Here is a 15,760-nt window from a genome sequence, read left to right on the forward strand (position 1 = left end):
CTTCAACCCATCGGCGGCAGTTCGCAGGTGCCCTGCGCATCGAACCTCAACGCTTCCTGGGTCAGGCGTTTGAGCTCGACGAGCTCGGCACTTTGCCGCGCGCGCTGGATCACGCCCATCTGGGTGTGATAGTCAGCGTCACCCAAGGTTTCCCTCTGCGCCCACACGGCTTCCATGCGCTCGCCAAAGGGCTGGGTCAAGGTGTCGAACGAACCGCCATGGGCGCGCCTCAGGTAACTGCTCCAGAATGGCAGCTTCACCAGATAGTTCACCAGTTGCGGGGAAAGCTCGGCCTCCTTCACCTGCGCTTCGGCAACTTCCAGCATGTGCTCGGTCACCCCAGCCAGGCTGGCGAAGCGCATATGCCGGGGCTGCCCGGGCAAATGAAAGCGCTCCACCAGCCCGGTGCGATAAGCCAGGCTGACCTCCAGCGGATCGAGCATCGGATGCTCGACGCTGTGCCGGCTGGCCATGGATTCCAGGCGGTCGAGACGAAACAGGCCCCTGGCCAACCTGAGTAGCGGCTTGGCCGTGACCCTGCCGCCCTCCACCCGCTGCGAGGCCTCGTGGATTTCAACCAGCACCTCCAGGTCACTGAAGCTCACGGCAGCGGCGTCATCACAGTTCAACGGCGTGGCCGCCCGCTCGAAGACCTCGGTACGCAGTCGGGTATCGGCGGCGGCCGCCTTCAGCACACGCCAGACGCGGCGGTTCATGTCCTCGCGCACGTGGGTGGTGTCGGCGGTACCGCCCAGGCCGGCCAGCAATGTGAACAGGCCATCGGAGCCGGGCTCATCCTTGAGCCCCAGCCAGGTCTCGGCCTTTTCGGCGAAGTGTGTCGCGCGCTCATCGCCCAGCCACAGCTGACGCGCGGTCTGCTCGTTGAGTCGCGTAATGTCATCCTCCACGAAGCCCATGCCCACGCCGATGGTGTCCCGGTAACGGTTCAAGGCCTGACGAGTGCTGGCGTCCAAAGGGTTATGCCGCAAGTTGATGACTTCGGTTTGCTCGCGCGGCGCATTGAACAACCATGCCGGCAAACTGGCGATGTCATTGTCGCGCAGGTCGAGTTGCTCCAGGTACGGAACGCGGGTAAAGCCAGTGGGCAGGCTGGTCAGCCGGCAGTTGCGCAACACCAGGTTGCGCAACTCGAACATCTTGTTGGCGATGGGCGGGTCCACCAGGGGATTGTTGCTCAGGTCGAGCACGGCCAGCCCTTTGAGGTCTGCGAGTTTGGTGCGGGTGTACTCGGTCAGTTGCAGTTGGTTATCGGCCATGTACAGTTGCCTGAGCAACGGCATGTGCTGGAGCACTTCCGGCAGCCGCGTCAGCCGATTACCGTTCAACTCCAGGCTGCGCAGTCCCTTGAAGTGCTTGAGGAAATACGCAACGTCATCGTTGAGTCCCATGCGTTTCAATGACAATTGCCGGACATGCTCGAACTGCACGTGCGCCGGCAAGGTCGGCAACGCCCCGATGGTCATGCCGTCCAGGGACAGGCTCGGCACTTTCTGATGGAGTTCATCCGGCGCCAGCGACACATATTGCCAGCAGCGCTCGATGGCCCGTGCGGCTTGGTGGCGAGCCAGGCGGAGGTCTCGCAGCGCGATGTCAGAGTATGGCTGCGCCGGTTTGTCCCTGGCCCACAGCCTCAGCGTCCGCTGCAGTACGTCATATTGCTGTTCAAGGGCGCGTACGGCCCTGGCCCGGGACAGGTGGTCGCTACCCAAGTCCTGCAGGAAGGTCGACAGGCGCCGGTCATCGAATAACGGGAAGAGTTTGCGTGCCTTGCGTACCAGGCCTGCAGGCTGTGGAGGCAGCGCAGGCGGCGCACCTTGTACACACGACAAGGCGGGTTCCTCGGGCTCTGCGCGCTCCGGCCACAAATAGCGACCGATGCGATTGCGTTCGTCCTGCGCCTTGCCAATCAGTGCATGCCGCAACTGGCTGGCCCTGCCGCTCGCGGTCAGGCGCAGCGCATCGAGTTGGGAGGCAGACAAACTGTTGAGCAACGCCTCATAGAAACCTTCCGGCCCGCCGGCCAGGGCGCCCAACGCCACACCTTGCCCATCGTGGGCGCGAAAGCCCTTGGCCGACTGCACCACGATGCGGCTCATATCGGCATCTGGGTTGCCCATTTGGCCCAGGACTGTGCCCTGCACGCTGTCGCGGCGTACCTGCAAAAACAGATCCTCGGGCCAGCCCGGAACCCGGTGCAGCAACCCGGTGGCCACGCGCCGTGTCGCATCGGTGGCCAGCTCCGGCAAGTACAGGCCGGCCAGGGCGTCGTCTTCCTCCAGCGCTTCCAGGGCTTCCCGGGCCCATTGGCCGACCCGCAGCGGCACACGCCCGGTATGGCGCAAGTGCCAGCGCTCCGCCGTGGAGGCCTGGGTCAGGACCTCCCAGGCCACCCGGATCGGCAATTGCGGCAAGCGCTGCTTGAGCTGGCCGTGATCGGTCTGATCGAAGACGTCGGCATCCATGCGCAGCCGCTCATAGACCGCCTGATGCGTGTCCTTGAGTGAAGCCGTGAGACGCCGCGTCAATACGGCTTGCGCCTCGTCGGCGTGGAAGGTGCCGCCGAGCAATTGCGCGGCTTCTTCGGAGTCGAGCGCGGCCAGCAAGGTGGGCAGGATCTGCCCGTTCCTGAGTTGTTGCGTGGTGAGGTGGATGCTCAAGTCCTCGTAGTCGAACGGCGCGGTGTCTGGATGGCGCTCAAGCAGGTAGCCCTCGTCGTCGAGCAGTTCGAAAAAACGCCCGCGGGGCCACCCGTCCATCAGTGGCAGGGCCAGCATCTGCACACGGGTGGTGGCCGCATCGAGCGGGGCTTGATGCTCCATTTGCCAGATCAGGTCGCGAACCCCTGGTTCTGATTGAACCGCAGCGCACAATCGCGCAGCCGCTCCGGCAACGGCAGGTTCTGCATCGCCAGTTGCTGCAAGCGCGGCAAGGTCGAGCCGGTGATGGCGGCGATATCCTGCAGATGCCCGGCCGGGAGGGCGGTGAGACTGGGGTCCAACCGCCCCAGGATATAGTCAGGGCTGTGCCATTCATCCGGTCGCTCGAACGAGAACTGCCAGCCGCCTTGGTAGTTGTGGGTCAAGGGCGGTCGATAGGCCGAATCCCGCTGCGGATGCCGGGCCCGCCAGCGCCCGGTGCGGGCGTCAAAGACAATCGAATACAGCGCGCCGTCGACATTCACGTAGGACTGGCCATTGAGTTGGTAGACCCCACGGGGACTGGCCACAGCGCCTTCAAGCGAGACGGTATGACGATACGGCTCGGTACGACTGCGCCATAAGCGCGCGGACTTGTCGGACAGCCGCACGGCTTTCATGCTGTCGTAGAATCCAGCGGCCGGAGGCGTGGTTCGCCACAGCCGCCCCACCACTTTCGTACCCGCTGCGAACAACGCCATGGCGGCAAGGTTTTCCGCGATGTTCGTCAGGTGCCTGAGGGCGCCAAGCTTGTCATGGTGCAGCCAGTCATCCACCCCCTCGAACACCTCGCCAAGCAACTGCCCAACGGCCACGCCGGTCATCAGTTGGCCCACCACCGGCACCACGAACCCTGCGACGTTGAGCACCGTCAAGCCGACATCCAGGTAGTCCTGGATACGCTTGCGACGCGCGTCGTCATCGGCCTGGGCATTGGGAACCGCCAATATCCGCGCATCCAGCTGGGTCTTGCCGACGCAGGCATTGAAAAAGAACGTCGACAGCTTGCCCGTTACCGGGAGCGGCGCCACCCGCACGACGATTGCCTCCAGGTCAAAACGCTCGAAAAAACCGAAACGCTCGGACTCGTCCAGGTAACCCTTGAAGAAATCACGATAGGCACTGACGTGAAGCTTGAGGGTGAGGTAGAGCTTGAAATGCTCCAGTGATTCATAGCGGTACCACGGCCGCACGGGCTCGTTGGGCATATACACCACGACCGGGCCGCTGGAGAACCCTTCGGCCGATGCACTGGAAAACACCAATACACCCCACAGGCAGGCACCGTCGATGTTCAGGCCTTGCCAGGCTACCGGCTGGTGGTTGAACCACAGTTGCCGGATGTCCCTGGCGGGCATATCCGCCTTGACCAGGCCCAGCAGCAACGCACGGGTCGGCGCATCGATATCGCCCTTGGCATAGGCCAGATGCAGGTCGATCTGCATGTCCACGCAGCGGGATTGGCCGACCTGCACCACCGAAGGGTTGAAGTCCTGGTCGGGCGCCACCAGGTTGAACACTTCGCGCACATGGGTCTGATAGGCCTCTCCCAGGTTCAGTTCGCGGCAGTAGCCGATAAAGGTCTGGGCGCTGAGGGTTTGCGCAATTCGGCGCCTGGGCCCGATGCGCACCACAGCAGTGGTCGGCGAGCCGCCAGGCTCGGCAGCCGCCTGGGAGAAATTCTGCATGGCCGCTTGCAGCAGGCTGTGCTTCTCCAGGTGGACGGTCTCGACCACCTGGCCGCCCAGGTCCCGGCTGACACCACTGAACGAGCGCCGGGGGATTTCCAGGGTGTCGTTTTCGATGTCCAGGCCCCCATGCCCCTTGCCGTCCAGAAATGCCTTGAGCCGTTCGGCACAGAATTTATCCAGCGGTTGCAGACGGTTCAGCAACCGGTGCAGGGTTTCACGCGGGCGCTCGCTGTCGGCATACGCCTGCTCGATGGCCTGCAGTACATGGGAATCGGCCTTGACCAACCAGGCCGGCAGCGTGTCATGCAAGACCTGCGCTTTATCCAGGTCGCCGGTGATATCCAGCAGCGCTGCCATCAATTGGTCCTGGGTCACGGGCTTAAGCGCCTGGGTCAAATCAGCTGTTTGCTTCATTCGCAATGCTCCTTTATCGCGTTGAACAATGACGCCAGACGATAAGCGCTGCGCTGCCGCAAAAGGGTTCAAATAGCTACAGATCAGCCCTCCTGATCGTCGATTTTTTGCATCTCACCTCGACTTAATTACCGCCCCTTTTCACCCACGTCGCACAGGCCGCAGAGGTGTTCCGAATGGGGGGCGGCGGTTTGCCATATAACTTATTGATCTAAAACTCCGCGTATAGCCTCGGGTCAGTCCCTAGGTACCCGCCATTTTGGCGCGTGCATTTCTATCCCTCCCCAACGGAAAAACCGGTAAGGAACCTATGTGCGGATTAGCTGGCGAGTTACGTTTCGATCTTCAACCTGCGGACCTCGCAGCGGTGGAGCGAATCACCCATCATTTGGCCCCACGCGGCCCTGACGCGTGGGGCTTCCATGCCCAAGGGCCGATTGCCCTGGGCCATCGACGCCTGAAAATCATGGACCTGTCGGACGGCTCCGCCCAACCGATGGTCGACGCCCAACTGGGCCTGTCCCTGGCATTCAACGGCGCGATCTACAACTTCCCGGAATTGCGCCAGGAGCTTGAAGCCCTGGGTTACGCTTTCTATTCCGGCGGCGACACCGAAGTGCTGCTCAAGGGTTACCACGCCTGGGGCGAAGCGCTGCTGCCAAAACTCAACGGCATGTTTGCCTTTGCCATCTGGGAGCGCGATGCCCAGCGCCTGTTCATCGCCCGTGACCGTCTCGGCGTGAAGCCGTTGTACCTGTCGCGCACCGGCCAGCGCCTGCGTTTTGCTTCGGCCCTGCCGGCGCTGCTCAAGGGCGGTGACATCAACCCGATCCTCGATCCGGTGGCACTGAATCACTATTTGAATTTCCATGCGGTGGTGCCTGCACCGCGCACCCTGCTGGCGGGCATTGAAAAACTGCCGCCGGCCACTTGGATGCGCATCGATGCCGAAGGCAACACCGAGCAGAAAACCTGGTGGACCCTGCCCTACGGCCCCCATGAGGACGAGCGCAATCTCACCCTCGAAGACTGGACCGACCGCGTGCTCGACAGCACCCGCGAAGCCGTGGCGATCCGTCAACGGGCTGCCGTGGATGTCGGTGTGCTGCTCTCCGGCGGCGTCGACTCGAGCATGCTCGTCGGCCTGCTGCGTGAAGTCGGCGTGCAGGACCTGTCGACCTTCTCCATCGGTTTTGAAGACGCCGGTGGCGAGCGCGGCGACGAGTTCCAGTATTCGGACCTGATCGCCAAGCACTACGGCACCCGTCACCACCAACTGCGCATTGCCGAAAGCGAGATCATCGAACAACTGCCGGCGGCGTTCCGCGCCATGAGCGAGCCGATGGTCAGCCATGACTGCATCGCCTTCTACCTGCTGTCGCGGGAAGTGGCCAAGCATTGCAAGGTGGTGCAGAGCGGCCAGGGCGCCGACGAGCTGTTCGCCGGTTACCACTGGTACCCGCAGGTCGACGGCGCCAGCGATCCGTATGCGGCCTACCGAGAAGCGTTCTTCGACCGCAGCTACGACGACTACGCCGCCACCGTCGCGCCCAAATGGCTGACCGCCAACGACGCGGCCGGTGACTTCGTGCGCGAGCATTTTGCGATGCCCGGCGCGGACGCCGCCGTGGACAAGGCCCTGCGCCTGGACAGCACGGTGATGCTGGTGGATGACCCGGTCAAACGTGTCGACAACATGACCATGGCCTGGGGCCTGGAAGCCCGCACACCGTTCCTCGACTACCGCCTGGTGGAATTGTCGGCCCGCGTGCCCGGCAAATTCAAATTGCCCGACGGTGGCAAGCAAGTGTTGAAAGAAGCCGCACGCCGGGTCATCCCAAGCGAAGTCATCGACCGCAAGAAAGGCTACTTCCCGGTGCCGGGCCTCAAGCATTTACAGGGCGACACCCTGAACTGGGTGCGCGAGCTGCTGCTGGACCCAAGCCAGGATCGCGGCCTGTTCAACCCGGCCATGCTCGACCGCCTGCTCACCGACCCGCAGGGCCAATTGACCCCGCTGCGCGGCTCGAAGCTGTGGCAACTGGCAGCGCTGAACCTGTGGCTCAGCGAACAAGGAATCTGATTGATGAAACCCCATGCAGCGGCTTACAGCCAACGCTTGTTGAAGGGCCAGGCACCGACCTACGAGCGCCTGCAAGCGCGCCTGGCCGAAGATGGCAGCCCGCTGGCCGCCGAGCCGATCGCGGTGCATTGCGGTTGGGGCCGGCTGTTGATCGGCCACACCTTCCCCGACCCGGCCAGCCTGGCCCAGGAACTGCTCAACGAGCAGCCCGGCGAGCGCGACATCGCGCTGTACGTGGCCGCGCCCCAGCAGATCCTCGGGATCGATCCGCAGCAGTTGTTCCTCGACCCGTCCGACACCCTGCGCCTGTGGTTCAGCGACTATCGCCCGTCGACCCGGGTATTTCGCGGCTTCCGCATTCGCCGGGTGCAGACCGAGGCCGATTGGCGGGCGGTCAACCAGTTGTATCAGGGCCGCGGCATGTTGCCGGTCGATGCCGAGCGCCTCACGCCGCGCCATGAAGGTGGCCCGGTGTATTGGCTCGCAGAAGACGAAGACAGTGGCGCGGTGATCGGCAGCGTGATGGGCCTCAATCACCATAAAGCCTTCCACGACCCGGAAAACGGGTGCAGCCTGTGGTGCCTGGCGGTCGACCCGCAGTGCACACGCCCCGGTGTGGGCGAAGTGTTGGTGCGCCATCTGGTGGAACACTTCATGAGCCGTGGCTTGAGTTATCTGGACCTGTCGGTGCTGCACGATAACCGACAGGCCAAGAACCTCTACGCCAAGCTCGGCTTCCGTGCGCTGACCACCTTTGCGATCAAGCGCAAGAACGGTATCAACCAGCCGCTGTTCCTCGGCCCCGGCCCGCAGGCGGGGTTCAACCCGTATGCGCGGATCATTGTCGAAGAAGCCCATCGACGCGGTATTGATGTGCAGGTGGATGACGCCGATGCCGGCCTGTTTACCCTCAGCCATGGTGGGCGCCGCGTGCGCTGCCGGGAGTCGCTGAGCGACCTGACCAGCGCGATCAGCATGACCCTGTGCCAGGACAAGAGCCTCACGCACAAGGTGTTGAAAGCGGCGGGTTTGAAACTGCCTGCGCAACAACTGGCAGGCAGCGCCGATGACAACCTGGAGTTCCTCGACGAACACCAGCGCATTGTGGTCAAGCCGCTGGATGGCGAGCAAGGCCAGGGCGTGGCGGTGGATCTGCAGAGCATTGAAGAGGTGCAGCAGGCGATCGAAGCGGCGCGGCAGTTCGACAGCCGGGTGTTGCTGGAAAGCTTCCACGAAGGCCTGGACCTGCGCATTTTGGTGATCGGTTTCGAGGTCGTCGCCGCTGCGATTCGCCGCCCCGCCGAAGTGACCGGTGACGGCCAGCATTCCATCGGTGCGCTGATCGAAGCCCAGAGCCGACGCCGTCAGGCGGCCACTGACGGCGAAAGCAAAATCCCGGTAGATGCCGAAACCGAACGCACCCTGCACGCCGCCGGCTACGACTACAGCAGCATCCTGCCCCGTGGCAAAACGCTCGCCGTGCGCCGTACCGCCAACCTGCACACCGGCGGTTGCCTGGAAGACGTCACGGCGATCCTCCACCCCACGCTGGTGGACGCCGCCGTGCGCGCCGCCCGCGCCCTGGACATCCCCATGGTCGGCCTGGACCTGATGGTGCCCGCTGCCGATCAGCCCGAGTACGTGTTTATCGAAGCCAACGAACGGGCCGGCCTGGCCAATCATGACCCGCAGCCGACGGCTGAGAAGTTTGTGGACCTGTTATTTCCCCACAGCCAGCCGACGGCTCAATAACCCTGTGGCGAGCGGGCTTGCCATAACAAGCCCCTTAGCCACGACAGCCCAACCGGCCACAGAATTTGCCTTATTTCATCAGGAGTCTTTATGACCCGAACCATTCCCGAACCGGATCTCAACTACCTGCAAAAAGTCTTGCTGGAAATGCTCGCCATTCCCAGCCCCACCGGGTTCACCGACACCATCGTGCGCTACGTCGCCGAGCGCCTGGAAGAACTCGGCATCCCGTTTGAAATGACCCGGCGCGGGACCATTCGCGCCACCCTCAAGGGCCAGAAAAACAGCCCCGACCGCGCCGTGTCCGCGCACCTGGACACCATTGGCGCCGCCGTGCGTGCGATCAAGGACAATGGCCGCCTGACCCTTGCCCCGGTGGGCTGCTGGTCGAGCCGCTTTGCCGAAGGCAGTCGCGTCAGCCTGTTCACCGACAACGGCGTGATCCGTGGCAGCGTGTTGCCGTTGATGGCCTCCGGGCACGCGTTCAACACCGCCGTGGATGAAATGCCGGTGAGCTGGGACCACGTGGAATTGCGCCTGGACGCCTATTGCGCCACCCGCGCGGATTGCGATTCCCTGGGGATCGGCATCGGTGACTACGTGGCGTTCGACCCGTTGCCCGAGTTCACCGAGAGCGGGCATATCAGTGCACGCCACCTGGACGATAAAGCCGGCGTCGCCGCGCTGTTGGCTGCGCTCAAGGCCATCGTCGACAGCGGCGAACCCTTGCTGATCGACTGCCACCCGCTGTTCACCATCACCGAAGAAACCGGCAGCGGCGCTGCGGCGGCCCTGCCTTGGGATGTGAGTGAGTTTGTCGGCATCGATATCGCCCCCGTCGCCCCCGGCCAGCACTCCAGCGAGCACTCGGTAAGCGTGGCCATGCAGGATTCCGGCGGGCCGTATGACTATCACCTCTCCCGCCACTTGCTGCGCCTGGCCTCGGATAACGACTTGCCCGTGCGCCGCGACCTGTTCCGCTATTACTTCAGCGATGCTCACTCGGCGGTGACTGCCGGCCACGACATCCGCACTGCATTGCTGGCGTTCGGTTGCGATGCGACCCACGGTTATGAGCGCACCCATATCGACAGCCTGGCCGCCCTGAGCCGTCTGCTGGGCGCGTATATCCTAAGCCCGCCGGTGTTTGCCAGTGACGCACAACCGGCCCAGGGCTCACTGGATCGCTTCAGTCATCAGATCGAGCACGAAACGCAGATGGAGAGCGACACGCGTGTACCGTCGGTGGACAGCCTGGTCGGTCAGAAGTCCTGACGCTGGCAACTGCGGTCCCGGCGCAGTAGCATCGCCGGGATCCATCACCAGAGGCTTGTATGCTGATTCCCTACGACGCACTTGAAGTCGACACCCTGACCCGCCTTATCGAAGACTTCGTGACCCGCGACGGCACCGACAATGGCGACGACACGCCCCTAGAAACCCGCGTACTGCGCGTACGCCAGGCGCTGACCAAGGGCCAGGCGCTGATTGTGTTCGACCCGGACAGCGAGCAGTGCCAGCTGATGCTCAAGCACGATGTGCCCAAGCATCTGTTCGACTGACTCAGGGGGTGGTGGCGGGCTGGGGTTGCGGGGTTTGATGCTCGCGTATCTTTTGGTAGACCTCGGCGCGGTGCACATGCACCCCGACGGGTGCGGCAATACCGAATTTCACGTGGTTACCGTTCAACTCAAGAATGTGCACGGTGATGTCATCGCCGATGGCGATGATTTCGCCCACGGCGCGGCTTAAGACCAGCATGGCGGTTGTCCTTATCGAATAACAGGACCCCGACCATGCGCGCCGGGTCTGGCCGCAGCAATGCCTCGCGGCAAAATCAGGCAATACCTACTTAAGCAGGTAAATTGCCTGACAGACTACCGCCTGATTAACCCTTAACAGCCTGAGCCTTGGCCCTCATCTTGTCGGCCATGGTGGTCATTTCGTCATAGAGCAACTGCGGGTTCTTCTGCTTCAATGCCCACGCCATCCGCCCTTGCTCATGGGGCAGGATCATGAATTCGCCCTGCGCTACACGCTGGTAGATGTAGTCGGCAATGTCCGCCGCCGAGATCGGCGAACTCTCCAACAGCTTGCCTACCTGTGCCTTCATCGCGGGTGTGGGCCCACGAAACGAATCCAACAGGTTGGTCTGGAAGAACGACGGGCACACCACGTGCACGCCGACTTCCTGCTGCTTGAGCTCCACCAGCAAACTCTCCGACAGCGCCACCACGCCTGCCTTGGCCACGTTGTAGTTGCTCATGGCCGGCCCCTGCATCAGGGCCGCCATCGAGGCGATGTTGATGATGCGGCCCTTGCTCTTTTCCAGCAGCGGCAGGAACGCCTTGCAGCCCTTGACCACGCCCATCAGGTTGATTGCGATCTGCCAGTCCCAGTCCTCCAGGGACAGCTCGGCAAAGAAACCACCCGAGGCCACGCCGGCGTTGTTGACGATCACATCGATGCCGCCCAACTTCACTTCGCAGGCCTGGGCAAACGCGGTGAGCTGGCTGTAGTCGCGCACGTCGCAGCGCTGGATAAACCCATCACCACCGGCTTCGCGCACTAATTTCAGGGTTTCCTGCAGGCCTGGCTCGCTGACATCCGACAAGGCCAACTGCCAACCCTCACGGGCCCAGCGCAGAGCGATTTCACGACCCAGGCCGGACCCGGCGCCAGTGATCATCATGCGATTTTGCATAGGAAGTAGCCTTGTGGTTCACAGAAGAAGTGATCGGCAGTGTAGCGAAGGTTTTTCCTGCACCCACGCACCATCAGATTGATGAATGCCCCAGGCAAACTGCGGGCCGGGTCGGATGCCTGCCCTCAGCCTAAGTTCAATGTTTTTCAACTAATAAGCGGTGAATGCGCGGGAATTAAAAGAAATAAGCGACTGATCGAAATGCTTTAAAAAAACATGGAATTTTCTGCGAAGCGCCAGAGTCGGAGTTGTTAAGGCGTCTGTAATTAACTCTGCAGGCCTATCGTTAAACAACCGGTCTTTGCAGAAAGACAACAAGGGAAAAAAAACCATGAGCCTCATTCTGATCATTATCTTGATCCTCCTGCTGGTCGGCGGCCTGCCGGTATTCCCGCACTCGCGTAACTGGGGTTATGGCCCGTCGGGTATCCTCGGTGTCGTGCTGGTTGTCCTGCTGGTGTTGTTGTTACTCGGCCGGATATAAAATCCGGATAAAAAAAGAGGCCTGTTAAGGCCTCTTTTTTATTGCCGGTTAGTTAGTCCGGCTTGCCGTTAACCACGCCGGCAGTGTTATCCAGCAGGCTCTTGGTCGCCGTTTGCAGGAACGACTCAAGTTTCTGCTTCAAGGCAGCCTCGTCCGGCGACTCGGCAATCACTTTCCCGGTCGGGTTTGCACCCAGTTCGTATTCCCACAGCTTCGGTGGCATTTCCTTGGGCAGTACCAGAATGCGGTCTCCGGTGACCAAGGCCACGGTCTGGTCGCTGCCCGATGGCTTGATCACGCCAAAGCCCTTGTCGCCTTCCGGCAGGTTCAGCAGGTCGCGCCCCCAGCATTGGTGCAGGGTGTCGCCACCCAGGCGGCCCATGATGGTCGGCACGATGTCGATCTGGGTGCCCACGGTGTGGTCACGTTCGCCGAACTTCTCCTGTATGCCCGGTGCAATCATCAGCATCGGTACGTTGAAGCGGCCCAGGTCCATCTCGGTGATCTGCTGTTCGTTGCCGAAGCCGTGGTCGCCCACGATCACGAACAGGGTTTCCTTGAAGTACGGCTCCTTGCGGGCCTTTTCAAAGAACTGGCCCAGGGCCCAGTCGGAGTAACGCATGGCCGTCAAATGCTCGTTGAGGCTGCCACGGTCAGTGACTTTCTCCACCGGCAATGGCGTTGGCAATGCGTACGGCGTGTGGTTGGACAGGGTTTGCAGCAGTGCGTAGAACGGCTTGCCGCCTTCACGGGCCTTCAACTCTTCCAGGCCACGGTTGAACATATCCTGGTCGGACACGCCCCACGTCGGGTCGGAGAACACCGGGTCGACGAAGTCGTTGCGGCCGATGAAGTTGGTCATGCCCTGGTTGCTGAAGAAGCCCGACTGGTTGTCCCAGGCAAAGTCGCCGTTGTAGACATACACGTCGTTGAAATCCCGCGCGCTGAGCAACTGCGGCAGGCCCGACAGCTTGTGGCTGCCTTCCGGCGTCTGCATCAGGTATTCAAAGCCCGGCAGGTTCGGGAAGCAGGCCATGGTGGCGAACATACCCTGGTGGGTGTGGGTACCGTTGGAGAAGAAGCGATCGAACAGCAGGCCTTCTTTGGACAGTTTGTCGAAGGACGGCGTGATGTTGCCCGGACGACCCAGGGCGCCTACCGAATGACCGGCGAAGCTTTCCATCAGGATTACGACTACGTTCTTGATCGGCAGGGTCTTCTCGGCCGGTGGCATGTAGTCACGGCGCACGGCGGCGATGTCGGTATCGACCAGTTTCTCTTGCGGCAGCACCAGCATGTCACGCACGGTCTGGGTCGCCAGCGGTTGGTCGAGGGTCGCCTTCCAGATATTGGAGCGGTCTTCACCGAACCGGGCCTTGGCCGCCGCGATCAGCGACAAGGTGCCATTGAGGCCCAACTGGTTGGCGAAGTTCGAATCGGTGGTGTAGACATCACCCCAACGCAGCGGCGGGCCCTGGCGCAGGGTGCCACGGGCGGCAACCACGGCGATCAGCAGGCACACCACGAACACCGCGATGCGGCTGTACCACGGCGCCACTTGCCGCGTACCAATGCTGCCGCCACTGAACGGGCCACGTGGGCGCGTGGCGCGATCAGCGCCCTTGAACGCCATGCTCAGGATCAACGTGCCCACGGCCCAGGCCAGCAGGTAACGCACCACCGGGAAACCGTACCAGAGCATGCTCATCACGGTTTTCGGGTCTTCCTTCACGTACTGGAAGACCAGGCCGTTGAGACGCTGGTGGAACTCGCGATAGAAGTCCATCTCCATCAAGCCCAGGAACAGGGCGATGCTGGACGCAATGGTCAGCCAGAAGCGGAAAAACCCACGCGCGGCCATGGCCCGTACGCTGAACAGGGCCAGCAGCAGCGGGATCAGCAGGTAGACCACCAGGCGGATGTCAAAACGCAGGCCGTTGGCGAACGCTTCAAGGAAGGTCGAGGCCGGCGTGTCGAGGATCATCTCACGGTTGTAAACCAGCAGCGCCAGGCGCAGCAGGGAGAACATCACCATCATGACCAGTGCGCAGAGCAGCGTGTACGCCAGATGGGATTTGACGGTCGGTTGCAGCAGGCGATTAGAAGCTCGCTGCTGACTCAGGGCGTCCGGGTTTGCCATGTCGTTTCAGGACCCATTGGAAGTTTAAGTGACGAAGTATTACGGTGGCGCGAATGGTGCCCGATCAATGGCATCAAGGCTATTAATTACTGAGCGAGCACTGCTACGCCGCCTTTAAAAAGCACCTGAGGCAGGGCCTTGGCAGGGAGATACAGCCGGCGGATTGTCTTGGATAAGATGTGAAAATTTTGTGCAGCGAATATTTCGATACACAAATCTCAGGAGCGCACTGAAGACCAATGTGGGAGGGGCGGTGCGACGATTCGACTTGCTCCCGATAGCGATGTGGCAGTGCCACATGAGTTGGCTGACCCACCGCTATCGGGAGCAAGCCCCCTCCCACATTTACTGTGCCCACTCCAAATTGAGTGCGGGTGTCAGATCCGCACGTTACCGCGCGGCCCTGCAATGGCCCAGATGATCAGGCCCAGTACCGGCAAGAGCAGGATCAACAGGATCCACAAGACCTTGGCGCCGGTACTCGCGCCGCTTTTGAACACGTTGATGATCGCCCAGATATCCAGCGCCAGGATGATCAGCCCGATCAAGCCATTAAAAGTGGAACCCATGGTGTCGCTCCTAAGTGAGGGCATGCCCTTGTAGGATAGCCAGCCCTGGTAGGGGTTCCGTTTTATTTCAGACGTGCACGGCGACTTTCAGCGCTTCCAGGGACGGCTCGGCCTTGATGCCGACTTCGGCGCACAACGCCAGCACGCGCGGCAGGTCATTGCCGAACACCAGGACGGCCTGGATCTCGTCATCCAGTGGCTGGCTGAAATTGAGCAGCACATAACCGCCGTCTTCCGGGCTCAGGGCACTCATCTGGATCTGGATACGGTTCAACGCGGTGAGGTCTTCAGTCTTGGCCAGTTGCTTGGGCTTGAGGTTGAACGCCACACCCGGGCCGAACGATGCGACGATCTGCGCAAACAGGTCGCCATAGGTATCGGCCTGGAACAGCACGGTGTCCGGCAGGCTGCCGACCACCACCCACTCCCCCAGCGGGATCGGAAAGCTGTCGTCGTAGTTGATATCCGGGTTGGCCGCCAGGAAAGCCGCCGGGTCGGCGTAGGCCTGGGCGGCCTCTTCGGCGATGCGTGCCACCTCGTCCTCGCCCATGACCCCGGCGCTGATTTTGCTGATAAGTTCGACGAGGCTGGTTTTCATGGGGTGATCCTGTAGCGGGCTGGTTTTTGAGGGCGCACAGCCTACACCAGTTTCTCCAGCTGCGCCGCCGTGTCCTTCGCCCCCATGGTCTGCGCCGCCGCCAGCGCAGTCGCGCCTTGGGCATCGGTGGCCTTGGGGTTGGCGCCCTGGCTGAGCAGGTAGTCGACCATCTCGACGCGGTTGAACATGGCGGCCATCATCAGCGCGGTACGACCGTCGGACGAGGCGGCCTCGATCGGCGTGCCCCCTTCAATCAGCGCCTTGACCACCGGCAAATTACCCTTGAACGCCGCGCCGGCGATGGGCAGCTGGTTTTTGTCATTGGCGATCAGCGGGTCGGCCTTGAATTCCAGCAGCACTTTTACCGCTTCGGCATGGCCGTGGTAGGCCGAGAGCATCAACAAGGTGTCGCCGTTGTGGTTGCGAAAGTTGGCCGGCAAGCCTTTGGCCAGCAGCGCGGCGAGCATAGCGGCGTCACCTTTGCGGGCCACGTCGAAGACCTGCTCGGCAAATTCGGCGGCTTCGTCTTCGGTCATCTGTTTGGCTTGGTCTGACATGTGGGGGGCTCCTTGTCTGGTGCTTTATAGGCCGCCAGTGTCGCGAGGGAG

13 protein-coding genes are annotated in these 15,760 nt (G+C 62.1%); 5 read left to right on the plus strand and 8 right to left on the minus strand.

What is annotated here, in order from left to right; genetic code table 11:
* Positions 1–2 precede the first annotated feature (2 nt).
* Positions 3–2,840: an NEL-type E3 ubiquitin ligase domain-containing protein gene (locus tag ACHPFG_RS22340; protein ID WP_431700456.1), complete on the minus strand. Its 2,838-nt coding sequence runs from the start codon at positions 2,838–2,840 to the stop codon at positions 3–5.
* A gap of 8 nt (positions 2,841–2,848) precedes the next feature.
* Entirely contained in the window at positions 2,849–4,822 is a 1,974-nt protein-coding gene (locus ACHPFG_RS22345) for a dermonecrotic toxin domain-containing protein (RefSeq protein WP_431700457.1), read from the minus strand.
* A gap of 310 nt (positions 4,823–5,132) precedes the next feature.
* On the opposite strand from ACHPFG_RS22345, the gene ACHPFG_RS22350 reads away from it, so the two are divergent.
* From ACHPFG_RS22350 to ACHPFG_RS22365, 4 genes are all read left to right on the plus strand, one after another.
* Positions 5,133–6,905 carry an N-acetylglutaminylglutamine amidotransferase gene (locus tag ACHPFG_RS22350; protein WP_131700391.1) on the plus strand — a complete coding sequence of 591 codons (1,773 nt, stop codon included), beginning with the start codon at positions 5,133–5,135 and terminating at the stop codon, positions 6,903–6,905.
* Positions 6,906–6,908: 3 nt separating this feature from the next.
* The gene (gene ngg, locus ACHPFG_RS22355; RefSeq protein ID WP_339542763.1) at positions 6,909–8,657 is read left to right on the plus strand and encodes an N-acetylglutaminylglutamine synthetase; all 1,749 of its coding nucleotides are present in this window, start codon (positions 6,909–6,911) and stop codon (positions 8,655–8,657) included.
* A gap of 90 nt (positions 8,658–8,747) precedes the next feature.
* Positions 8,748–9,932, plus strand: coding sequence for an osmoprotectant NAGGN system M42 family peptidase (locus tag ACHPFG_RS22360; RefSeq protein WP_431700458.1), 1,185 nt, complete (start codon positions 8,748–8,750; stop codon positions 9,930–9,932).
* 59 nt (positions 9,933–9,991) lie between these two features.
* Positions 9,992–10,219 carry a YheU family protein gene (locus tag ACHPFG_RS22365; RefSeq protein WP_003236706.1) on the plus strand — a complete coding sequence of 76 codons (228 nt, stop codon included), beginning with the start codon at positions 9,992–9,994 and terminating at the stop codon, positions 10,217–10,219.
* A 1-nt stretch (position 10,220) separates the two neighbouring features.
* Here ACHPFG_RS22365 and csrA read toward each other — a convergent pair whose 3' ends face one another.
* The gene (gene csrA / locus ACHPFG_RS22370; RefSeq protein ID WP_131700388.1) at positions 10,221–10,418 is read right to left on the minus strand and encodes a carbon storage regulator CsrA; all 198 of its coding nucleotides are present in this window, start codon (positions 10,416–10,418) and stop codon (positions 10,221–10,223) included.
* 127 nt (positions 10,419–10,545) lie between these two features.
* On the minus strand, positions 10,546–11,361 hold the full coding sequence (locus ACHPFG_RS22375; protein WP_090406965.1) for an SDR family oxidoreductase: 816 nt from the start codon (positions 11,359–11,361) through the stop codon (positions 10,546–10,548).
* 331 nt (positions 11,362–11,692) lie between these two features.
* Here ACHPFG_RS22375 and ACHPFG_RS22380 point away from each other — a divergent pair, with 331 nt between their 5' ends.
* A complete protein-coding gene (locus tag ACHPFG_RS22380) occupies positions 11,693–11,845 on the plus strand; it encodes a DUF3309 family protein (protein ID WP_015885095.1) in 153 nt (50 codons plus the stop codon).
* A 52-nt stretch (positions 11,846–11,897) separates the two neighbouring features.
* On the opposite strand, the gene ACHPFG_RS22385 is transcribed toward ACHPFG_RS22380, so the two are convergent.
* The 4 genes from ACHPFG_RS22385 to ACHPFG_RS22400 all read right to left on the minus strand — a co-directional run bounded on the left by ACHPFG_RS22385 (position 11,898) and on the right by ACHPFG_RS22400 (position 15,709).
* Positions 11,898–13,985 (minus strand): LTA synthase family protein, encoded by a 2,088-nt coding sequence (locus ACHPFG_RS22385; RefSeq protein WP_431700459.1) that lies wholly within the window; start codon positions 13,983–13,985, stop codon positions 11,898–11,900.
* A 377-nt stretch (positions 13,986–14,362) separates the two neighbouring features.
* Entirely contained in the window at positions 14,363–14,554 is a 192-nt protein-coding gene (locus tag ACHPFG_RS22390; protein ID WP_003172956.1) for a PLDc N-terminal domain-containing protein, read from the minus strand.
* Positions 14,555–14,621: 67 nt separating this feature from the next.
* Positions 14,622–15,152 (minus strand): hypothetical protein, encoded by a 531-nt coding sequence (locus ACHPFG_RS22395; protein WP_431700460.1) that lies wholly within the window; start codon positions 15,150–15,152, stop codon positions 14,622–14,624.
* 41 nt (positions 15,153–15,193) lie between these two features.
* Positions 15,194–15,709, minus strand: a complete 516-nt coding sequence (locus ACHPFG_RS22400; RefSeq protein ID WP_131700384.1) for an ankyrin repeat domain-containing protein — start codon at positions 15,707–15,709, stop codon at positions 15,194–15,196.
* Positions 15,710–15,760: the final 51 nt, after the last annotated feature.

This window comes from Pseudomonas sp. BR20, assembly GCF_050780135.1.
In the GTDB taxonomy this organism is placed as follows: Bacteria; Pseudomonadota; Gammaproteobacteria; order Pseudomonadales; family Pseudomonadaceae; genus Aquipseudomonas.

Coding starts and splice junctions, on each gene's coding strand:
- ACHPFG_RS22340 (WP_431700456.1), bottom strand. CDS start 2,840: ATGGAGCATCAAGCCCCGCTCGATGCGGCCACCACCCGTGTGCAGATG.
- ACHPFG_RS22345 (WP_431700457.1), bottom strand. CDS start 4,822: ATGAAGCAAACAGCTGATTTGACCCAGGCGCTTAAGCCCGTGACCCAG.
- ACHPFG_RS22350 (WP_131700391.1), top strand. CDS start 5,133: ATGTGCGGATTAGCTGGCGAGTTACGTTTCGATCTTCAACCTGCGGAC.
- ngg (WP_339542763.1), top strand. CDS start 6,909: ATGAAACCCCATGCAGCGGCTTACAGCCAACGCTTGTTGAAGGGCCAG.
- ACHPFG_RS22360 (WP_431700458.1), top strand. CDS start 8,748: ATGACCCGAACCATTCCCGAACCGGATCTCAACTACCTGCAAAAAGTC.
- ACHPFG_RS22365 (WP_003236706.1), top strand. CDS start 9,992: ATGCTGATTCCCTACGACGCACTTGAAGTCGACACCCTGACCCGCCTT.
- csrA (WP_131700388.1), bottom strand. CDS start 10,418: ATGCTGGTCTTAAGCCGCGCCGTGGGCGAAATCATCGCCATCGGCGAT.
- ACHPFG_RS22375 (WP_090406965.1), bottom strand. CDS start 11,361: ATGCAAAATCGCATGATGATCACTGGCGCCGGGTCCGGCCTGGGTCGT.
- ACHPFG_RS22380 (WP_015885095.1), top strand. CDS start 11,693: ATGAGCCTCATTCTGATCATTATCTTGATCCTCCTGCTGGTCGGCGGC.
- ACHPFG_RS22385 (WP_431700459.1), bottom strand. CDS start 13,985: ATGGCAAACCCGGACGCCCTGAGTCAGCAGCGAGCTTCTAATCGCCTG.
- ACHPFG_RS22390 (WP_003172956.1), bottom strand. CDS start 14,554: ATGGGTTCCACTTTTAATGGCTTGATCGGGCTGATCATCCTGGCGCTG.
- ACHPFG_RS22395 (WP_431700460.1), bottom strand. CDS start 15,152: ATGAAAACCAGCCTCGTCGAACTTATCAGCAAAATCAGCGCCGGGGTC.
- ACHPFG_RS22400 (WP_131700384.1), bottom strand. CDS start 15,709: ATGTCAGACCAAGCCAAACAGATGACCGAAGACGAAGCCGCCGAATTT.